The sequence below is a fragment of the Ramlibacter henchirensis genome (genome assembly GCF_004682015.1).
Taxonomy (GTDB): Bacteria; Pseudomonadota; Gammaproteobacteria; order Burkholderiales; family Burkholderiaceae_C; genus Ramlibacter; species Ramlibacter henchirensis.
Window position 1 is genome coordinate 777,115 of the sequence record NZ_SMLM01000002.1, and the last position, 20,398, is coordinate 797,512.

The window sequence follows — 20,398 nt, forward strand, 5'->3', positions numbered from 1 at the left end:
AAGTCCTGCCGGTGGGTTGGGGGCGCTCAGACGCCCAGGTGCTCTTCCAGCACCTCGGGCCGCTGCCGCAGTTCGGTGGAGGTGCTGCGCAGGGCGGGCGTGCCCCGGCTCATGACGATCACCTCGTCGCAGGTGTCGAACACCGTCTCGAGGCGCTGGTCCACGACGATGGCCGTGAGCCCGCTCTTGCGCAGGCGCTGCAGCAGGTCGACGACTTCGTCGACGATCTTGGGGGCCAGGCCTTCCGTGGGCTCGTCCAGCAGCAGCAGCCGCGGCTGGCAGAGGAGCGCCCGCGCGATGGCAAGCATCTGCTGCTCGCCGCCGGACAGCCCGCCTCCGGGCGCCTTGGAGCGCTCCGAGAGGCGCGGGAACATCTGGAGCACGTCGTCGACCGTCCAGCGCTGCTCCTTGTCCTTGTGCAGGCGCGCCGCCAGCCGCAGGTTCTCCAGCACCGTGAGGCTTCGGAAGATGCCCTTGCGGTCCAGCACCAGCGCCAGCCCGGCGCGCGCGATATCGGAGGTGCTCCAGCCCACTACGTTCTCGCCGCCGAAGAGGACTTCGCCCGAGACCGGCCGCACCGGCCCCGCGATCGACTTCAGCAGCGTCGTCTTGCCCACGCCGTTGCGCCCCAGGATGCCGAGGAATCCGCCTTCCGCCAGTTCGAGGCTGACGTTGTCAAGCACGCCGAACTGCGAGTAGCCGGCACTGAGGTTGCGGATCTCAAGCACGATGCGCTCCCTTCAGGTACGCGCTCTGCACCCGGGTGTCGGCCTTCACTTCGGCGGGCGTGCCGTCGCAGATCACGCCGCCGCGCTCCATCACGACCACGCGGTGCGCGATGCGGTCCACGACGCTCAGGTCGTGCTCCACGATCACCACCGTCAGGCCCTCCAGCAGCTTGGCCATCAGCTCCAGGATCACGGCGGTCTCGGAATGGCTCATCCCCGCTGTCGGTTCATCGAGTAGGACGATCTGCGGCTCGGTGGCCAGCGTGATCGCGAGTTCCAGCTGCCGCTGCTCGCCGTAGGAAAGTGCGCTCGCCCGCGCGTCGTGCGATCTGCGGATGTTCACCTGCCGCAGCCAGCGGGCGGCCGTTTCGTTCAGGGCCGCGTCGCCATCGGCGGCCCTCCACGGATTCCAGTTCCTGCGGCCTTCGCGGTTCTGCACGCCCAGCCGCACGTTCTCCAGCAAGGTGAGCTGGGGGAAGATGTTGGTCTTCTGGAAACTGCGGCCGACGCCCAGTTGCGCGCGCCGGCGGGCACTGGCCCGGCTCACGTCATGGCCCTTGAGCCGGATCTCGCCGTCACTGAGCGACAGCCGGCCGCTGATCAGGTTCAGCAGCGTGGTCTTGCCCGCGCCATTGGGACCCAGCAAGGCACAGCGCTGCGCCTGCGGCACCGCCAGGTCGACCCCGTTGACGGCGCCGAAGTCGCCGAACCGCTTGGTCACGCCCTTGAGTTCGATCGCGTGGTTCATGCCGCGTGTTCCTTGCCGCTCACGACTTTCTTGCGCTCCGCGGTCTTCCTGCCGATCGGCAGCCGCAGGCGGTCGCGCAGGATCCTCACCACGCCGTCCGGGGCGAACAGCACCAGTGCGATGAACGCCAATCCGACGAACAGCCGCCAGTGGTCCGTGTAGGCGACCGCGTAATGCGAGATGCCCACATAGACGGCCGCGCCGACGATCGGTCCCAGCAGCGAACTGGCACCGCCCAGGATCACCATCAGGATGGCTTCCCCCGACACCGTCCAGAACAACGAGCCGGGGCCGATGAAGCCGAACAGCGTCGCATTCAGGTAGCCGGCCAGGCCACCGATCGCGCCCGAGATGACGAAGCCCGCTAGCTTGTAGTGCTGCGTCGAGTACCCCAGCACCGTCATGCGCTCCTCGTTCTCGCGGATGCCTGCGAACACAGCCCCGAGCCGGGAGCGCGACAGCGTGTGGACGAACCAGACGACCAGGGCGAACATGACGAGCACGAAGTAGTAGAAGCCGGCATCGCCGCGGAGGGTCAGTCCGAGAGGCTCGGCGATGAAGCCGGGCAGCTTTGGCCGCGGCACACCGCTCAGACCGTTGACGCCGCCGGTCCATTTGTCGTCGGCAACCGCCAGCACGTAGAGCAGCTGTGCGAACGTCAGCGTGATCATCGTGAAGGCGATCTCCCGCGTCTTGAGTGCGATCCAGCCGAAGACGCCAGCCACCACCGCGGTCGCCAGGACCGTGAGCGCCAGCGAGGGCAGCAACGAGGGCGACAGCCGCATCAGCAGCAGCGCGCCGAGGTAGCCGCCCAGCCCGAAGAAGGCACTGAAGCCGAAGTTGACCAGCCCGAGCAAGCCGATCTGCACGTACAGGCCGATCGCCATGATCGCGAAGATCAGGATGTCGGCGGTGAACTCGGTGCCCGAGCCGACCGCGAAGAACGGCACGGAGAGCAGCGCCACCGCTGTCAGGAGCAGCACGACCCAGCGCATGTGCGCGGCGTTGACGAACGCGCTCATGTGCCTTCCACCTTTCCGAGCAGGCCATGCGGGCGCATCAGCAGGACCAGCGTCAGCACCGCGTACATCACGGCCGGCGCGTAGCCCGCCACGAGCACCTGTCCCACGGTCAGCGCGTAGCCGATCAGCAGGCTGGCCAGCAGCGAGCCGAAGACGGAGCCGAGTCCGCCGATCACGACGACCACAAGGCAGGAGACCAGTACGTCGTCACCCATGCCGGGGAACGCATTGACGATCGGAATGGCGACATAGCCCGCGGCGCCGGCCAGGCCTGCGCCGGCGAGGAACACCAGGCTGAACAGCGTGGTCACCTTCATGCCAAGCAGCTCCGAGGCTTCGCGATCGTCCACGGCTGCGCGGACCGCGGTGCCCAGCGGCGTACGCACCAGGCCGAGGAACAAGCCCGCGCTGACCAGGATGCCGAACCCGATCAGGAAGAGGCGATAGCCTTCGATGCTCGCACCCAGCCACTCGTAGGAGCTGCTCAACGCCTCCGGCCGGGGCAGGCTGCGGATCTCTCCGCCCCAGATGATGCGAACCAGCTCGTCGAACACGAAGATCAGGCCGAAGGAGACGAGCATCTGGGAGAACGGGCCGCGCGGATAGAGCCTGCGGAACAGCGTGCGTTCGATGAGCCAGCCCGTCAACGCGGCCGCGACGATCGCGACGACCGCACCCAGCGCGAAGGAACCGGTGCGCTGGGCCACCGTCAGGCCGGCGAAGGCACCGAGCATGTAGAACGAGCCGTGCGCCAGGTTGACGACCCGCATGAGGCCGAAGCTCAGTGTCAGGCCGGCGGAGATGACGAACAGCAGCAGCCCCGCCTGCAGCCCGTTGACGACGTACTCGATGAGGCTTGCGGTGTTCATCCGCGCGATCCCTGCTCTCAGTCCCAGTTCAGCTTGCAGGAGGTGTCCGGGTCGCGGACCTTGTCAGCGGTCTTGAGGACCTCGTGGCCGTACGAGCCATCCTGGCGCTTGACCACCTTCGTGATGTAGATGTTCTGGACGACGTTGCCGTCCTTCGCGTCGATCTTGAAGTAGCCGCGCGGGCTGTCGATCTCCGCCGCGACCATCGCCTGCCGGACGGCCTTCTTGTCCGAAGTGTTGCCGTTGAGCCGCTTCACCGCGTCGATGATCAGGCGCATCGAGTCGTACCCGCCCACGTCCACGGCGGTCGGCAGGCGGTTGTACTTTTTCTTGTACGCCGCCACGAAAGCCTGGTTGCGCGGCGTATTCATGCTTTGCACGTACTGGCCGGAGCCGATCACACCGACCGCGCTGTCCTTCAGCGCGTCGAAGAAGAATTCATCGGCGTTGCTCTGGGGGCCGACCTGCTGCGGCTTGAGCTTGGCCTGCGCATACTGGTTGATGAAGTTGACCGTTCCGCTGCCGGGGATGAAGCTCCAGACCACGTCCAGCTTGTCGTTCATGCCGCGCAGCTTGGTCATCACGCTCGCGAAGTCCGCCGTTCCCATGGCGGGCCACTGCTCGTCGACGATGGTGCCCCCGCCCTTCTTGAAACCATCGGCGAACGCGCCGCCCATCTGCTTGCCCGCCACGTAGTTCGACGCCACGATGGCTGCGCGCTTGCCGAGGTTGGCGGCCGCGTATTCGCCCATCGGGTAGTTCCATTGCCAGTTGGAGAACGACGTGCGGACCACGTAGGGGCTGCACAGCTCCCGCGTAAGTTCATCGTTGCCGGCGTTTGCGATCAGCAGGAAAGTCTTGGAGTTGTGCACCTCGTCGCGGATGGCCGCCGCCACGTGCGAAGCCACCGGGCCGACCAGGAAATTGACCTTGTCGTCCTTGATGTAGCGGCGCACCAGCTGCAGCGCCACCTTGGGATCGTTCTTGTCGTCTTCCTTGACGATCACGATCTTGCGGCCGGCGACCTGCCCGCCCGCTTCCTCGATCGCCAGGTTCATGCCATCGAGGATCGCGTTGCCGTACACACCCATCACCTGGGAGAACGACAGGACGGTGCCGACTTTCAGGTCTTCGGCTGCCGAAGCGGACGCGGCGGCGAGCACCAGGCTGGCAGCGGCGAGGCGCCGCAGGCGGGACACGGATTTCAGGGTTTGGCTCATGTTGTCTCCAGCGGAAGAAAGGGAACGAAGAAGCGCGGCTTATTGGTCGAACTTGACCATGACCGCCTTGGTCTCGAAGTACTCGTGCATGTGCTCGTTGCCGGACTCGCGACCGAATCCGCTCTGCTTGAAGCCGCCGAACGGAACGGCGGGATCGAGCACCTGGTAGCAGTTGACCCACACGGTTCCGGTGCGCAGGCCCTTGGCGATGCGGTGCGCCGTGTTGAGGTCGCGCGTCCAGACGCCGCCACCGAGGCCGTACTCGCTGTCATTGCCTCGTGTGATCGCTTCCTCGACGGTGTCGAAGGGCAGCGCTGCCACGACGGGACCGAAGATCTCTTCGCGTGCGATGCGCATGTCGTCGCGAACGTCGGCGAACAGCGTCGGGGGCACGAAGAAGCCGTTGGCGAGGGGCCCATCCGTCAGGCGAGCACCGCCCGCGAGCGCACGTGCGCCCTGCTCCTTGCCCAGTTGCATGTAGCTGCAGACCCGGTCGAGTTGCTCGGCCGACACCAAGGGGCCCATCTGCGTCTCGGGGTCCAGCGGATCGCCGACACGCAGCTTCTTTGCGAAGTCCGCGACGCGCTGGACGAACTCGTCGTAGATCGGGCGCTGCACGAAGAGCCGGGTGCCGGCGCTGCAGATCTGGCCGGAGTTCATGTAGACGGCCATCGCGGCGCCGGGCACAGCCTGGTCCAGGTCGGCATCGGCGAAGACGATGTTGGCGGACTTGCCGCCCAGTTCCATCGACAGCCGCTTGAGGTTGCCTGCCGAGGCGCGCACGATCTTGCGGCCCACTTCGGTGGACCCGGTGAAGGCGACCTTGTCGACACCGGGATGCTCGGCCAGCGCGGCTCCGGCGTCACCGAGGCCGGTGACCACGTTCACCACGCCTTCGGGAATGCCGGCTTCCATGCACAGCTCCGCCAGCCGCAGGGGCGAGAGCGGCGCCTGTTCAGCGGGCTTGAGCACCACCGTGCAGCCGGAAGCCAGCACCGGGCACAGCTTCCAGATCGCCATTCCGATCGGGCCGTTCCAGGGATTGATCGCGCCCACGACGCCCACCGGCTCCTTGAGCGTGTACGTGAGCGAGTCGTGCGGCATGAACGAGCTCTCGATCGTTTCGCCATGGGTGGAGGTCGCGAGGCCCGAGTAGTAGCGCAGGAGCGCCCCTGCGCGCTTTCGGCCCAGGGTCGTGCGCGAGATCGGCGCGCCGAGGTCGAGCGTGTCCAGCAGCGCGAGCTCGTCATAGTTGCGCTCGACCAGCTCGGCCAGCCGGAGCATCGCGGCTTGCCGCTCCGCCGGCCGCCACTTGCTCCAGGGACCTTCGAACGCGCGACGCGCTGCCTTGACGGCGATGTCGACGTCCTCGGCGCCGGCTTGCGCCACCTCGGCCAGCACCTTGCCCGTTGCAGGGTTGATCGTCTGGAAGGTCTTGCCGGACCGGGCCGGCACATGCTTGCCATTGATGAACAGGAGCCTGGGGCCCTGGCCGAGAAAGGCCGGAAGCGGCCGCTGGGTCGTGTCTTGCATGGGGATGGCTCCGGGATTGCCGGCTGGCTCGGCGGCTCTGCGTGCCGCCGCGTTCACTTGCTTGTCTCCTGCCGCGGCCGCTGCGGACCGGTTCTCTTGGTAGGGCCAATGTAGCCCATTGGACCAACCATTGAATTCAAAAGGTCGGCGGGCTATTCAGAAACCGGAAGTTTGAAGTCCGGAGCGGACCGGGCCGATCGCGCCGGGATGGCGCGTTCAGACCCAGCGGGACTCGATCAGTGGCTTGTGGCTGGCATCGGCGCCCAGCCCTTCCGCGGCGTGGCGCAGCAACTCCAGGAAGCGCCTTTGCGCCCGCGTCGGGCGCCAGCTCTGCCGCATCGTCGCCCCGATCGTCGGCATGCTGCCGGTGAGCGGCTCGCCGATGCGCGCGAGGAGCCCGCTGCGGATCTGCAGCGCGACCTGGTCCGGCATGGCCAGCGTGAGCATGTCGCTGCTCGTCAGCAGGCGGCCGATGATCATGATCGAGCCGCACTCGACCGGCACCGCGGGCCGGCGCTTGGGGAACAGGCGCTCCCATTCGGCCCGCAGCGGCGAAGTCTCTGGCGCGATGATCCATGGATACGCCGCCAGCTTCTCCTTTGACGGGTTCTGCTGACCCACGAGGTCGTGCTGCCGTCCGGCGACGATCACCGGGGCCTCGGCGTAGAAAGCTGTCGTCGCGAGGTCCGGGATCGCCTCCGTCGGCAGCTCGCCCACGATCAGGTCGATCAGGCCGTCGCGCAAGGACTCCACCAGTTCGCCCCAGCTCCCCTCCAGCACCCGGAAGCCGGCCGGGAAGCGCTCGGCCACCATCAATGACATGGCCTCGGGTACCAGGAAGGCTCGCGCCAGGGGAGTGGTGCCGATCGAGATCGTGGGGTTGTGCGGGTCGAGGCCAAGCTCCGACAGCGCGGCCTCGAGCTCGGCCACGGCCAGCCGGCAGCTGCGAGCGAAGCGACGGCCGCCGAAGTTGATGTGGACGCCGCGGCCGCGGCGCTCCACGAGCTTGCGCCCGACCGCGTCTTCCAGCTCACGCACGGCACGGTGCACCGCTGCCTGCGAGAGACCGAGTTCCGTGGCCGCGGCTGCGAAGCTGCCGGCCTTGAAGAGCCCGAGAAAGGCGCGCAGCTGGGTCATCGTCAGGCGACGGTCCGGCTCGAAGCCCGCACCTGCGATCAGGCGTCCGCCGGCTGCCAGGTGCCGCATGCTCGCCTCCGCCCGCTCGAGCACGAGCTCGCCGGCGGCGGTGGGCACGATCCCATCGGAGCGGCGTTCGAACAGCACCTCGCCGAGCTGGTGCTCCAGCTTCAGGATGCCTTGGGTGAGTGCCGGCTGACTGAGGCTTACCGCCGACGCCGCCGCGCTGATGCTGCCCTGCTCGTGCACGGCCAGCAGCCCCCGCAGGTGCCGCAGGTTCAGCTGGTACGCCGTCGTCATCCCGCCGTTGGCGGGAGTCGACTCGCGCTGCGGCTCTTCCATTTTTCGGGTTTGCGCTGTTCAGCGGCCACTATAAGACAGGGGCCGCGAGACTTCCGGTTCTTGAATGCGGCACGGCCGCTTTGAATCCGCGTCGCGGGTGTCCGCTCCTAACATCGCCGCCGATTCGAAGACGAACCAGGAGACAGGATGTTCGTGCGCAACATGTGGTACGTGGCCGGCTACTCGGCCGACGTCAAGCCGGGCAAGTGCCTCGCCCGCCGCTTTCTCAACGAACCGGTGGTGCTGTTCCGCACGCAGTCCGGTGTCCTCGGCGCGCTGATGGACCGCTGCAGCCACCGGGCGATGCCCCTGAGCGAAGGGCATGTGGACGGCGAGATCATCCGCTGCCCCTACCACGGGCTCGAGTTCGGCCCGACCGGCGCCTGCGCCCGCATCCCCGGCCAGGATCGCATTCCGGCGGCCGCCGGCGTTCGCTCGTATCCCGTGTGCGAGCGTGACGACTTCATCTGGATCTGGATGGGCGAGCCGGAAAAGGCCGATACCACCCTGATCATCAGCAATCCGGAGCACCGCGATCCGGCCTGGAGCTGGCGGCCTTACTACATGCACGTGAAGTCCAACTGGCAACTGCTGGTGGACAACATCCTGGACCTCACGCATGTGGCCTACATCCACGCCAACACGATCGGAGGCAACCCCCAGACGCATTTCAGCGCGAACGTGAGCGTGGAGTTCGATGGCAGCAAGGTCACGCTCCTGCGCAAGATGCCGGACTCGGTGCCACCCAAGACGTACATCGCCGCGGGGGGCTTCAAGGGCAAGGTCGACCGCTGGCAGCAGGTGGAATACCAGCCGGGCAACGGCAACGTCCTGCGCGTGAACGCGGGCGCCTGCGATGTCGGTACCGGGGCTTACGAAGGCCGCCGAGACAACGGCTTCGTGCTGGTGAACATCCACGGGGTCACGCCGGAGACGGAGACCACCACGCACTACATCTGGACCATCTGCACGAACGCGCCCCGCGAGGCAGGGGTGCCCGATGTGCTGTTCGATCAGTTCTACGAGACGATCTGTGAAGACGAACGCGCGCTGGAAGCCCAGCAGCGCCGCATCAGCGACACGCCTGACATGCGCTTCCTGGGCATCGCCAGCGATGGTGCGGTCAACCGCGCCCGCATGCTGCTGCAGGACATGAAGAAGAGCGAGACGGCAGCGACCGTCTAGCACCACCACACACCTACATGCGGCGAACACCGCAACTCCCGAGGAAGACAAGATGAAGCACGAAGACAGCGTCGACCTGACGCGCGTGGGGCCCGGCACGGTGATGGGCGAATTCATGCGGCAGTACTGGATGCCGGCGGCCCTGTCTTCCGAGGTGAAGGCCGACGGCGAACCGGTACGCCTCATGCTGCTGGGCGAGAAGCTGATCGCCTTCCGTGACTCGGAAGGCCGGGTCGGCATCCTGGACCACCGCTGCCCGCACCGCTGCGCGTCGCTGTTCCTGGGCCGCAACGAGGAAAGCGGGATCCGCTGCGTGTACCACGGCTGGAAGTTCGACGTCTCCGGGCGCTGCGTCGACATGCCCAACGTACCGGTGCGCCAGGACTTCAAGGACAAGGTGCACGCCAAGGCCTACCGCACCGCGGAGCGCAACGGCCTGGTCTGGGTGTACATGGGCAGGCAGCAGGCCTCCCCTCCCCCGCTGCCGAACATCGAGGCCAACCTGATCCCGGACAACGAGATCTGGTGCCTGCAACGCGAATGCAACTGGCTGCAGGCGCTTGAAGGCGACATCGACACCTCGCACGTGGGCTTCCTGCACGTGGGCATGCTCTCGCCCGAAGACCTGGACGAAGACCATCCGATGCGGCCGACGGTGGTCAACCGCACGCCCGAGTACGAGGTGCGCAGCACCGACTGGGGTGCCATGTATGGCGGCTTCCGTCCGAACGACGACGGCAACATGTCCTGGCGTGTCGCGCACTTCATGTTCCCGTTCTGGACGCAGACCCCCAACGCGCGCTTCTCGACACGCGCCATCGCACGCGCCTGGGTGCCGATGGACGACGAGCACAGCATGCTGTTCGACATTTCCGGCGGCATCGACGAAGGCAACCCGGCCTACATCTCCAAGCGCAAGACGGGCGAGCCGCTGTACGAGAAGTTCGTCTACGAGCCCAACACCACGGACTGGTACGGCCGCTGGCGCTGCCGGGACCGCCAGCACAACGACTGGGGCCTCGACCGCGAGTCGCAGCGCAACGGGACGCAGTACACCGGCATCCCCAACATCACCATCCAGGACCAGGCCGTGACCGAGAGCATGGGGCCGATCACCGACCACGCCCACGAGCACCTGGCGCCTACCGACCAGATGATCGCGCGCACCCGCCGCATCGTGCTGATGGCCGCCCGCGCCTGGCGCGACAAGGGCGTGCTGCCGCCCGGCGCCCACCAGCCTGACGTCTTCATGGGTGCCCGCGCCGGCTCGTTCCTGCACGACCCGAAGGTGTCGCTGGACGACGCCTACCGCGAGCAGCTCGAGAAAGCTGTGCGCTGGAAGCCCGAGGCCAAGGCCGTGGCCGAGGCCTGAGGACGCGACCATGCAAGCCAGGATCCGCTCCATCCGCTGGGAGGCCGACCACATCCTCGGCTTCCGGCTGGAGCCGCTGCGGGGCTCGCACTTCCCCGCGTTCACGGCGGGAGCTCATATCGACGTGACGCTGCAGCCGGGCATGAAGCGCAGTTATTCGCTTCTGAACAATCCCTCGCAGCAGGATGTGTACGAGATCGGCGTGCAGCTCGATCCCGAGAGCCGCGGCGGCTCGCAGCACATCCACGAGCACTGGCGCACGGGCCAGGTGATCGAGGTGTCGGAGCCCCGCAACCTCTTCCCACTCAAGGAAGACGCGCGCCATTCCATCCTCATCGCCGGCGGGATCGGCATCACGCCCATGCTGTCGATGATGGCCCGGCTGGAGAGCCTGGGCCGCTCCTGGGAGATGCACTACGCGGTGCGCAGCCGCAACCGCGCCGCGTTCCTGGAGCGCCTGGAAGGGCTGCACAACGTGCAGGTCACCATCGACGACGAACCGGAGACGCCTCGCCTGGACCTGAAGGCGCTGATCGCCTCGGCACCGGCGGACTCGCACGTGTATTGCTGCGGCCCTGCCGGCATGCTCACCGCCTTCCGTGAGCACGGCGGCCCGCTGGGCGACCGGATGCACTACGAATACTTCTCGGCCGATACCGAGCTCGCCCGCGACGGCGGCTACACGCTGCAGCTCAAGCGCAGCGGAAAGGTGATCGAAGTCGCTTCCGGTGAATCCATGCTCGACGCGCTGCTTGGCGCCGGTGTCGACGTCGGCTTCGCCTGTTTCGAAGGGGTCTGCGGCAGTTGCCGCGTGCCCGTGGTCGATGGCGTGCCCGACCACCGTGACCAGTTCCTCACCCAGGCGGAAAGGGATGCCAACAACGCCGTGATGGCGTGCTGCTCCGGGGCCCGCACCACTTCGCTCACGCTGGACCTCTAGGCGCGGGCCGACCGGCGCCCCGCCATTTCACCTGACTGGACACGACATGAATCTCTCGCGTCGCGGCGCCTTGCGCCTCGCCACCGTGGCCATCGGCGCCGCCCTCTCGTTCGCGGCGGCGGCCGATACCTGGCCCAGCCGACCGATCCGCCTGGTAGTGCCGTTCTCCGCCGGCGGCAGCACGGACCAGCTCGCCCGCGCCATCCAGCAACCGATGTCCGAGGCCCTCGGCCAGCCCGTCGTGATCGACAACAAGGCCGGCGCGGGCGGTGCCATCGGTGCGGAGATCGTCGCGCGCGCCGCGCCGGACGGCTACACGCTGGTGTTCGGCAATTCCGGGCCGAGCGCCGTGGCGTCCCTCCTGCGCAAGCTGCCGTACGACGTGCAGAAGGATTTCCGGCCGATCTCCACGGTGGCCATGGTGCCGCTGGCGCTGGTCGCCTCGAACAAGCTGCCGGTCCGCGATTTCAAGGAGTTCCTCGCTTACGCGAAGAAGCCGGGCGTGCAGATCAACTACGGCTCGGTGGGCATCGGTTCCATGGCCCACCTGACGGGCGAGTACCTCAACGAGGCCGGCGGCCTGAGCGTGCAGCACGTGCCGTACAGCGGTGGCGGCGCGCTGGGCGGCGCGATCCTCAGCGGCGAGGTCGAAACCGGATGGGTGAACCCGCTCGATGGCACCGCCATGGTGGCTTCGGGCAAGGCCCGCTACCTGGCGGTGGCCACACCCAAGCGCGTGAGCTGGATGCCAGACGTGCCCGCGATCGCCGAGTTCATCCCCGGCTTCGAGAGCAATGCCTGGTTCGGCATGCTCGCCCCGAAAGGCACCCCGGACGCGATCGTCAAGCGCCTGCACGAGGTGATCGCCACGGCTGTCGCGCGCCCCGACGTGCGCAAGCTGATCGAAGCCAAGATGGCCGAGCCCCGCAGCAGCACGCCGCAAGAACTCGAGGCGCTGATCCAGAGCGAGATCCGCCAGTGGCAACCTGTCATCACCAGGAACAACATCAAGCTATGAGGCCGACCATGTCGACGACGAAGAAGAGCAGCGTGAGCTTTGATTTCAACGGCCAGTCGGTGCTGGTCACCGGCGCCGGCCGGGGCGTGGGCGAGGAGATCGCACGCCTGTTCCATGCGTCAGGCGCCCGAGTCGCCGTGAGCGATGTCGACGGAGACGCTGCACGGCGGGTCGCAAATGCCCTGGACGATTCCGGCGCGAGCGCCATGCCGCTCACCCTGGACGTGCGCCGCAAGGAAGCGTTCGAGTCCGCCCGCGACCGGATCGCGGCGGCCTGGGGCCGGACCGACATCGTGATCAACAACGCCGGCTACGCCAAGCGCACGCCGGTCCAGGAGATCACGCCGGAGGAATTCGACGACATCGTCTCGATCAACATGAAGAGCGTGTTCCTCAGCTGCCAGGTGTTCTCCGAGCACATGCGCGCGAACGGCTGGGGACGCATCGTGAACGTGACCTCGCTGGCGGGACAGAACGGAGGCACCGTGGCCTCGGCCCACTATGCGGCCGCGAAGGCGGGGGCCACCATGCTGTCGAAGTACTTCGCGCAGCAGCTGGCCGGCTCGGGCGTGACGGTGAACGCGATCTCCCCGGGGCCGATCTCGACGGCAAAGGGCCGCCTGTCGGACGAGCAGATCGCGCGAGTCGAGAAGCTGGTCCCGATCGGCCGCTTCGGCGAGGCCTCGGAGATCGCAGCCGCCGCGGCCCTGCTGGCTTCGGACCAGGGCGGATTCTTCGTCGGCGCGACGCTGGACCTGAACGGCGGGCTCTTCATGCGCTGAGAAGCGCGCGGGCTCAGCTCGCGCTCAGGCCGCGCCCGCGCGAGTCGACCTGCTCGCGTGCCACGTTGCGTCCGATGCGGTAGCCGAACACGATCGCCGGCCCGAGCGTAGTGCCGGGACCCGGGTAGGTGCCCTGCATGATGGAAGCGGCGTCATTGCCGCAGGCGTAGAGCCCCGGGATCGGCGCACCATCGGCACGCAGCACCCGTCCGTCCCGATCCGTGGCCAGGCCCGCACTCGATGCGGCATCCGCCGCGTGGACTTCCAGCGCACAGAACGGTGGCGTGACGATGGGCCCGAGGCAGGGATTCGGCGCGTGCTCCGGATCGCCGTTGAACCGGCCCACCTCGGACTCACCCTTGCCGAAGTCGAGGTCGCGGCCGGTGGCCGCGAAGCCGTTCATTCGCTCGACTGTCTGCGCCAACCCGTTCGCGTCGATGCCGGCGCGGCGCGCCAACGCATCCAGGCTGGGTTCGCACGCGATGTACCCGGTGCGTGCCCAGCGACCCGGCACCTGCGTGCCCGGCGGGATCACGCCGAGGCCATAGCGGCGCACGAACTCCGCGTCGCAGACCAGCCAGCCGCGCCCCTGCGGCAGCAGCCCCTCGACGAAATGATGGTACGAAGCGGATTCGTCCACGAACCGGCGGCCCTGGGCATTGACTGCGATCAGCCCTGGCTTGGCCCGGTCGAGGAACAGGTGTGGGAAGAGACCGCTCCTGCCGGAAGCGTTGGGCACCACCGAGACCGGCTGCCAGAACAGGTTGCCCAGCTTGTGCGTCTCGATGCTCGCGCCAACACGCCGCGCGGCGAGCAGGCCGTCACCGCGCACGTCCTGCGCCGCCAACGAATAGATGCGATCGCCGTCTTCGTGCAGTTCTCGACGCAGCGAAGCGCCATGGCCGACGCCGCCGGTCGCGAGCACCACGCCTGCTCGCGCGGCGACCTGGCGCACGGCACCGGCCTCCTCCACGAACGAAGCTCCGACGACACGGCCCTCGCGCAGGTCGAGCTCACGCAGGCGCCAGCCGAAGCGGATATCCACCTTCGAGGCCCGCAGGCTCTGGAAGAGGCGTGCCACCAGGGCGTTGCCCATCACCAGCCGGGTGCCACGGGGATGCCGCAGCCGGTCCGATGCATATCGCGCCACCAGCTTCGCGCTGTGGAGGAAATCCCTCCAGGAGCGGTAGCGGCGGATCAGCGCCTGGATGTCCGCCTTGCCGACCATCATCCCGCCCAGCAGCATGAACTCGGGCAGAGGCGGACGAATGCGTACGAAATCCTCGCCGAGCGTTCGCCCGTCGAAGGGCAGCGGCCCGACGGCGCGGCCGGCGATGGCGGCGCCCGGGATGGAGAGGTAGTCTGGATGCTTGCCCGCGCTCGCGAACACCACGGAGCTGCGCCGCTCCAGGTACTCGAGCGCTTCGGCCGTGGTGTCGAGGAAGGCCCGGCGCCGGCCGCGCTCGTCGTCCGGCCCGATCAGCGCCTCGAGATACATGGCGGCGTGCTGCGCGGAATCGCGGTGGCCGGCACGGATGCCATGTGGATTGCCTGGCACCCAGAGCGTGCCCGCGGACGTGCTGGTCGTTCCGCCGACCTGGTCGGAAGCCTCCGCCAGCAGCACCCGCTGGCCTTCGAGCGCGGCGACCAGCGCAGCGGTCATGCCGCCCGCGCCGGCGCCCACGACGACGAGGTCGAACTCGTCGTTGCTGCCGCTCAGCGCAGTCGCCATTGCAGCAGCGAGTGCGGCGGCGACGTCTCCGGATGGTGCTCGTACACGCCCACCACGTCGGCCCCGATGCGCACGTCCTGCATCGGGTCACCCAGCAGGTTGCCGACCATGCGCACGTTGCCGGCCTGTGGCAGCTCCACCAGCACGGCGACGTAGGGGCAGCGCTCCCTCAGTGCCGGATGCACCGGATGCCACACGCGTTCCCAGCTGTAGATGCGTCCCTCGGGGGCCACCTCCACCCAAGCCGGGTCGAAGGCATGGCACTGGTGGCAGATCCATTCGGGACCGAATTGCCAGCAGCCGCAGTGCGTGCAGCGCTGCACCAGCAGTCGTCCCTGCTGCAGGCCGGCCAAGTAGGGCGCGGAGAGTCCATCCGCCTCGGCCACGGGAATCGGCAGGCCGGCGGGGAGATAGGAGGATTCGTTCTTCATCGCCCGCTCACAAGACGGCCTTCGACCCCAACAGCAGGTCGCTCACGGGGGACACCATCGGCCCGCCGACGACGAGCGCGACGTCGTTGCGCGTCGCCTGGTTGGTCGACGTTCCGCGCACCTGCCGCACCGCTTCCAGCAGCAGCTCGAAGCCGTGCATGTAGCACTCGGCCAGGTTGCCGCCGCTGGTGTTCAGGGGCAACCGACCGCTCGGCGCGACCAGGTTCTCCAGCCGGAGGAATTCGTTCGCTTCTTCCGGTCCGAAGAAGCCGTGTTCCGCCAGCGCCATCAGCACGCCGCCGGTGAAGTTCTCGTAGGCCTGCACCACGCCGACGTCTTTCGGGCCAAGCCCGGCCATGCGGTACAGGTCCGGGGCCACGACGCCGAAATTGGCCGAGGCGTACTCGGCCGAGTTGTGCGCATGGCTGCCGAAGCGCAAGCCCGATCCCGCCGCCGCGCCGAGCAGGTAGACCGGCTTCTGGGCGCAGTCCGCCGCGCGCTCGGCGTCCATCAGGACCAGGGCGGCGGCGCCGTCGTTCTCCATGCAGCAGTCGAACAGGTGGAACGGCTCGACGATCCAGCGCGAAGCGTCGTACTTCGCTTCGTCGAGCGGCTTGCCGTGCATCACCGCACGCGGGTTGTTCTGCGCGTGGTGGTAGGACGCCATCGCGATCGCGCGCAGCGCTTCCTGGCGCACGCCGTGCTCGTGCATGTAGCGCTGCACGCGCATCGCGAAGCGCTGCGGCGGCGAGATCACGCCGTAAGGCACGAGATAGGAGCGCTCGCCACTGACCGTGGCCGCACCCGCCCCTGCGCCCGCAGCCTGCCCGAAGCGGCCATGCTGGCCCTGGTTGAGCGAGCGGAACACCACCACGCAATCCGCCTGGCCGGTCGCGATCGCAGCGGCGCCGTTCGCCACGGCCGCGCAGCAGCCGCCCCCGCCCCCGCCCCACTGCATCGTCGCGGACCGCAGGTGGGGCAGGCCCAGCGCCACCGCCAGCCGCGTGGCGTCGTTGCGGTCGTCGCTGTAGGAAGCGAATCCATCGATGCGGCGCGGCTCGATGCCGGCGTCCTTGCACGCTGCGAGGATCGCCTTCAGCGCGAGCTTGAACTCCGGGTCGGGCGACTGGCCGTGCTTGTAGTAGGTCGTCTCACCGATGCCGACCACGGCGACCTTGCCCCGGAGCGTGCGCGCGTTCATGCGACGGGCGGCTCCGTGCCGGCGGGCACCCGCTCGCCGAACGCACCACCGCGGGCGAGTTCGGCGATGCGCGGCGCGCCGTAGCCCAGCACCTCGGCCAGGACTTCGGCCGTGTGCTGGCCGATCGACGGTGCCGGGACCGGGTCCGCGATGGGCGTGCGCTCATAGCGTATCGGTGACGCGATGTTGGGGACGGCGCCCAGTTCGGGATGGTCGATGGACGTCACCAGCTTGCGGGCCTGTGCCTCCGGCGAGCGGATCGCTTCGCCGACGGTGCGCACCAGTCCGCAAGGGATCTGCGCGGCCCGCATCCGCTCCTGCCAGTACGCCCAAGGGTGCTGCCCGAACTCGGCGTTGAGGTGGTAGAAGAGTTCATCCCTGCGTTCGATCCGCCCGTTGCGTTCCTTCAGCACGGGGTCGTTCGCGAGGTCGGGCCGCTCCAGCACCTGCGCGGCGAGCCGCTGGTAGATCTTGTCGTTGCCGCAGTTGATGTAGAACGGTTTGTCGCTGGCCTCGAACACGCCGGAAGGGCAGGTGTCCGGGCTGGTGTTGCCGTTCCTCTGCGGCTCCATCCCGGTGACGAGGTGCTGCATCGTGGCCCAGCCGGTCATCAGCAGGCCGGTGTCGAACAGGCCGACCTCGACGAACTGGCCTTCGCCTTGCCGTTCACGCGCGACGAGGGCCCCGAGAATGGCGTTCGAGACCATCATGGCCGTGCCGATGTCCATGACGGCCGAGGAAGCGCGCACGCCCATGCGGTCGGGGTAGCCATTCATCGAGACGAAGCCGCTCTCGGCCTGCACCACGGGGTCGAACCCCAGCCGGTCGGCGAACGGGCCTTCGCGGCCATACGCAGAGACCGAGCAGTAGACCAGACGTGGATTCAGCTTGCGGCAGGCCTCCCAGTCCAGGCCGAAGCGTTGCATCACACCGGTGGAGAAGTTCTCCACCACCACATCGGCCTGCGCGATGAGGTCGCGTGCAACCGCCAGGCCGTCCGCGGACTTGAGGTCCAGCGCGACACTGCGCTTGTTGCGGTTGCTCCAGACGAAGGGGCCGCCCTGCGACTGCAAGCCCGGCACCGCCGGCGGGTAGTAGCGCAGCTCGTCGCCGCGCGCGGGCGACTCGACCTTGATGACGTCCGCGCCCATGTCGGCCAGGATCATCGTGGCCAGGGGGCCCGCGATGAAGTGGGTGAAGTCGACGACGCGAATGCCCTGCAGCGCCGTGGGCGCGCCTTGGGGGCGGGGTTCGTGGCGCGGGAACTCGGCGGCCGCGCGAGCGAGCGGGGAAGTGTCGGGGCTCATCGGTGTCTCAGGGTTGGTAGCCGAAATCCTTGCCCGGCTGGGCCTGCATGAATTCCTTGCCGTGCGCCATCCAGTCGCCGCCTGCGGGAATGGTGATGGAGATGGCCCGCACCAGGAACTTGTCCGGATCCTGCGTCGACACGGGTCGGGTCTCCTGCGTCGACAGCTTCCTCACCGCTTCGAGCAGCACGCGACGAGTACGCGCCACGCCACTGTCGCTGGTGCCGAGGTTCTCCTTCGTGCGGTCGTAGATCGGCATCACGCCTGACTGGCACGCCGCGTCCTGCAGCCACAGGCCAGGCAGGCCGGCGTTGTACTTCTCCTGCAACTCCTCGTTGAAGCCGTAGGCGTTCGCGCGATTGAACTTGCTCCAGTACGTGTGGTACGGCTCGGTCACGGCGCGCTTTTCATACGCGTTCTCGGAATGGTGGCCGGTCTCGCGACCCCTGTGCCCTTCCTTGAACAGCTTTCGCGTCTTTTCGTAGAACGGCTGGGCCGGGTGGTACGAGAACATGATGCACAGCGTGTGCTCGTCGTCGATCGGCACCCAGGCGTGGCCGCTCAGCTCCGGGAACTCGGAGAAAGGCGGCACCAGCGTCCAGAACGGCATCAGGAACTGGTTGACGCGGATGTAGTTCTTGTCGCCCTCGATCTTGCGGCGCGAGGCGATGTGCATGCCGGCCTCGTGCTGCACGACCTCGAACTTGGGCTGCAGGTCGGCCGCCTGTTTCCACTCGTCGATGGCGCCGCCCGCGTCGACACGGCCGTGCAGGATGGCGGCGTGGGCCGAATCGATCTCGCCTTCCAGCGCCTGCAGCCAGTTGCACTCCTGGATCCGCATGGAAACGTGGGCGTTCTCCTGCGGCACCATGTTCCATTCCATGCTGGGCAGCGGCGGCGGCTCGGCGTCCGGCCCCATGTAGGTCCACAACACGCCATTGCGCTCGCGCACGGGGTAGGCCTTCACGCGGACCTTCTTGAGCATCGGCGTGTTCTCTGGCTCGGCCGGCATCTCCTGGCAGCGGCCGTCGACCGAGAACTTCCAGCCGTGGTAGACGCAGCGCAGGCCGCCCTCTTCATTTCGGCCGAACATGAGCGGCGCGCCGCGGTGCGGGCAGGCCTGGTCGACCAGACCGACCTGGCCGCTGCTGTCGCGGAAGGCGACCAATTCCTCGCCCAACAGCCGCACGCGATAAGGCAGGCCGTCGGCCGGAACATCGCGGGCCAGCAGGAACGGCATCCAGTACAGCCGCATGAGCTTGCCCATGGGCGCTTCAGGCCCGACTCGCACCAGCAGTTCATTGTCTTCGCGGGACAGCATGTTTACCTCACCATTGGTCCAACCATTGATGCAATGTACCACGATTTCTGATAATCTGTCCACACCATGCAAACCGCCTCTTCTCTTTCCGTCCTCATCCGCCAGCTGCGGCTGGAGAGCGCGGGCGTCCTGTCGGTCGAGCTCGAAAGGGACGACGGCGCGGCCCTGCCGGCCTACGAAGCCGGAGCACACGTCGATGTGCACCTGCCGGGCGCCGGCACGCGCAGCTACTCGCTGGTTGGAGCACCCGGAGCGTTCGCGACCTATCACCTGGGAATCAAGTGCGAAGCCGACGGACGCGGCGGCTCGCGGTGGTTCCATGAATCGGCGCGCGTGGGCGATCGGCTCGAGATCTCGCCTCCGAAGAACGATTTCCGCCTGGCTGAAGAGGCGCCGCACAGCGTCTTCATCGCAGGCGGCATCGGCATCACGCCGCTGCTGTCGATGATCGGCCGATTGGCCAGCCTCGGGCGCTCGTGGGAGTTGCACTTCGCCGCGCGGGATCGGCGCTCCATGCCTTTCGAGGCGCACCTGGAACAGCACGCCGCTACCGGGAGCGGCCGCGTGGTCAAGCATTTCTCGGCCGAGGGCCAGGGCCGCCCGGATATCCAGGCGATCGTCGGTTCGGCTGCCGCGGACGCACATCTCTATTGCTGCGGACCGACCGGGATGATCGACGCCTTCGTCGAGGCGGCGCGGCACCGATCGCCCGACACAGTGCACTACGAGCGGTTCGCCTCGGCCGAGGCGCCGGCGACGGAGGGCGGCTTCACCTTGCAACTGGCTCGGGACGGACGCTGCTTCGACGTGCCGCCCGGCAAGTCCATCCTCGACGTGCTGCTCGAGGCAGGCGTGGACGTGCCCTACTCCTGCATGCAGGGCGTGTGCGGCAGCTGCCGGCTCAGCGTGATCGAAGGCCAGCCCGACCACCGCGATGGCTATCTCAGCGACAACGAGCGGGCGGCGAACGATGCGCTGATTCCCTGCTGCTCCGGTTCGCTCTCTCCACGACTGGTGGTCGACCTGTGAACGCGGACACTCCTTCCAAGCTGCTGGGCTACGCTCCGATGGATTCGGTGCATGCCGAGTTCGACGATCTCGTCGATCAGGCACTGGCGTGCCCCGACGATCAGCTCATGCCCTGCCTGGAGCGCCTGCAGGATCACCTGCTCTCCCACTTCGGCCAGGAGGACGACTGGATGCGGCAGACCGCGTTCCCTGCCGGCGACTGCCACATCGAGGAGCACGGCAAGGTGCTCGAGTCCGCCGCGCAAGTGCTTGAGCTCGTGGCGCGCGGTGACTTGGCCGTCGGCCGTTCGTTCGCCGCCGAGCTCGAGCGCTGGTTCCCAGGCCATGCCGACTACCTCGACTCCGCGCTGGCGGCCTGGATGTGCAAGCGCCAGTTCGGCGGCAAGCCGGTCGTCCTGCACACGCGCAAGTCGCGCGTTTGACGCCGTTGGCTGTGGTTCTACATTGACCTTTTCATCAACCTCGAAGTCCCAGGAGACAA

General features: G+C 67.8%; 19 protein-coding genes. 7 read left to right on the forward strand and 12 right to left on the reverse strand.

Annotation, left to right across the window (positions count from 1 at the left end; genetic code table 11):
• Positions 1-26: 26 nt before the first annotated feature.
• The 7 genes from EZ313_RS16470 to EZ313_RS16500 all read right to left on the reverse strand — a co-directional run bounded on the left by EZ313_RS16470 (position 27) and on the right by EZ313_RS16500 (position 7,599).
• The gene (locus EZ313_RS16470) at positions 27-728 is read right to left on the reverse strand and encodes an ABC transporter ATP-binding protein (RefSeq protein ID WP_167772616.1); all 702 of its coding nucleotides are present in this window, start codon (positions 726-728) and stop codon (positions 27-29) included.
• Positions 721-1,476 carry an ABC transporter ATP-binding protein gene (locus EZ313_RS16475; protein ID WP_135264361.1) on the reverse strand — a complete coding sequence of 252 codons (756 nt, stop codon included), beginning with the start codon at positions 1,474-1,476 and terminating at the stop codon, positions 721-723. The genes EZ313_RS16470 and EZ313_RS16475 overlap by 8 nt, the downstream gene beginning before the upstream one ends.
• A complete protein-coding gene (locus tag EZ313_RS16480; RefSeq protein ID WP_135264362.1) occupies positions 1,473-2,498 on the reverse strand; it encodes a branched-chain amino acid ABC transporter permease in 1,026 nt (341 codons plus the stop codon). The genes EZ313_RS16475 and EZ313_RS16480 overlap by 4 nt, the downstream gene beginning before the upstream one ends.
• A complete protein-coding gene (locus tag EZ313_RS16485) occupies positions 2,495-3,367 on the reverse strand; it encodes a branched-chain amino acid ABC transporter permease (RefSeq protein ID WP_135264363.1) in 873 nt (290 codons plus the stop codon). Before EZ313_RS16485 ends, EZ313_RS16480 begins: the two co-directional genes overlap by 4 nt.
• A 17-nt stretch (positions 3,368-3,384) precedes the next feature.
• A complete protein-coding gene (locus EZ313_RS16490) occupies positions 3,385-4,587 on the reverse strand; it encodes an ABC transporter substrate-binding protein (RefSeq protein WP_135264364.1) in 1,203 nt (400 codons plus the stop codon).
• Positions 4,588-4,626: 39 nt separating this feature from the next.
• The gene (locus tag EZ313_RS16495) at positions 4,627-6,120 is read right to left on the reverse strand and encodes an aldehyde dehydrogenase family protein (protein WP_135264365.1); all 1,494 of its coding nucleotides are present in this window, start codon (positions 6,118-6,120) and stop codon (positions 4,627-4,629) included.
• 216 nt (positions 6,121-6,336) lie between these two features.
• The gene (locus tag EZ313_RS16500) at positions 6,337-7,599 is read right to left on the reverse strand and encodes a LysR family transcriptional regulator (RefSeq protein WP_205960411.1); all 1,263 of its coding nucleotides are present in this window, start codon (positions 7,597-7,599) and stop codon (positions 6,337-6,339) included.
• Between the two features lie 147 nt (positions 7,600-7,746).
• Here EZ313_RS16500 and EZ313_RS16505 point away from each other — a divergent pair, with 147 nt between their 5' ends.
• Genes EZ313_RS16505 through EZ313_RS16525 form a run of 5 tightly spaced genes read left to right on the forward strand, consistent with a single transcriptional unit; the run spans position 7,747 to position 12,896 of the window.
• Positions 7,747-8,784, forward strand: coding sequence for an aromatic ring-hydroxylating oxygenase subunit alpha (locus tag EZ313_RS16505; protein ID WP_135264366.1), 1,038 nt, complete (start codon positions 7,747-7,749; stop codon positions 8,782-8,784).
• A 52-nt stretch (positions 8,785-8,836) separates the two neighbouring features.
• A complete protein-coding gene (locus EZ313_RS16510) occupies positions 8,837-10,156 on the forward strand; it encodes a Rieske 2Fe-2S domain-containing protein (protein WP_205960412.1) in 1,320 nt (439 codons plus the stop codon).
• 10 nt (positions 10,157-10,166) lie between these two features.
• Entirely contained in the window at positions 10,167-11,096 is a 930-nt protein-coding gene (locus tag EZ313_RS16515; protein WP_135264367.1) for a PDR/VanB family oxidoreductase, read from the forward strand.
• Between the two features lie 46 nt (positions 11,097-11,142).
• Complete coding sequence (locus EZ313_RS16520; protein WP_240788674.1) at positions 11,143-12,114, forward strand: Bug family tripartite tricarboxylate transporter substrate binding protein; 972 nt, start codon at positions 11,143-11,145, stop codon at positions 12,112-12,114.
• 8 nt (positions 12,115-12,122) lie between these two features.
• The gene (locus tag EZ313_RS16525) at positions 12,123-12,896 is read left to right on the forward strand and encodes an SDR family NAD(P)-dependent oxidoreductase (RefSeq protein ID WP_135264368.1); all 774 of its coding nucleotides are present in this window, start codon (positions 12,123-12,125) and stop codon (positions 12,894-12,896) included.
• 13 nt (positions 12,897-12,909) lie between these two features.
• Here EZ313_RS16525 and EZ313_RS16530 read toward each other — a convergent pair whose 3' ends face one another.
• Genes EZ313_RS16530 through EZ313_RS16550 form a run of 5 tightly spaced genes read right to left on the reverse strand, consistent with a single transcriptional unit; the run spans position 12,910 to position 18,888 of the window.
• Entirely contained in the window at positions 12,910-14,628 is a 1,719-nt protein-coding gene (locus EZ313_RS16530; protein WP_135264369.1) for an FAD-dependent oxidoreductase, read from the reverse strand.
• Positions 14,613-15,059, reverse strand: coding sequence for a Zn-ribbon domain-containing OB-fold protein (locus EZ313_RS16535; RefSeq protein ID WP_135264370.1), 447 nt, complete (start codon positions 15,057-15,059; stop codon positions 14,613-14,615). Before EZ313_RS16535 ends, EZ313_RS16530 begins: the two co-directional genes overlap by 16 nt.
• A gap of 7 nt (positions 15,060-15,066) precedes the next feature.
• Positions 15,067-16,260: a thiolase C-terminal domain-containing protein gene (locus EZ313_RS16540; protein ID WP_135264371.1), complete on the reverse strand. Its 1,194-nt coding sequence runs from the start codon at positions 16,258-16,260 to the stop codon at positions 15,067-15,069.
• On the reverse strand, positions 16,257-17,567 hold the full coding sequence (locus EZ313_RS16545) for a CaiB/BaiF CoA transferase family protein (protein WP_135264372.1): 1,311 nt from the start codon (positions 17,565-17,567) through the stop codon (positions 16,257-16,259). The genes EZ313_RS16540 and EZ313_RS16545 overlap by 4 nt, the downstream gene beginning before the upstream one ends.
• A gap of 7 nt (positions 17,568-17,574) precedes the next feature.
• On the reverse strand, positions 17,575-18,888 hold the full coding sequence (locus EZ313_RS16550) for a Rieske 2Fe-2S domain-containing protein (RefSeq protein ID WP_135264373.1): 1,314 nt from the start codon (positions 18,886-18,888) through the stop codon (positions 17,575-17,577).
• Between the two features lie 66 nt (positions 18,889-18,954).
• Between EZ313_RS16550 and EZ313_RS16555 the strand changes: the two genes are divergently transcribed.
• Both EZ313_RS16555 and EZ313_RS16560 read left to right on the forward strand, forming a co-directional pair.
• Positions 18,955-19,917: a PDR/VanB family oxidoreductase gene (locus EZ313_RS16555; RefSeq protein WP_135264374.1), complete on the forward strand. Its 963-nt coding sequence runs from the start codon at positions 18,955-18,957 to the stop codon at positions 19,915-19,917.
• A complete protein-coding gene (locus EZ313_RS16560; RefSeq protein ID WP_205960413.1) occupies positions 19,914-20,339 on the forward strand; it encodes a hemerythrin domain-containing protein in 426 nt (141 codons plus the stop codon). Before EZ313_RS16555 ends, EZ313_RS16560 begins: the two co-directional genes overlap by 4 nt.
• Positions 20,340-20,398 lie beyond the last annotated feature (59 nt).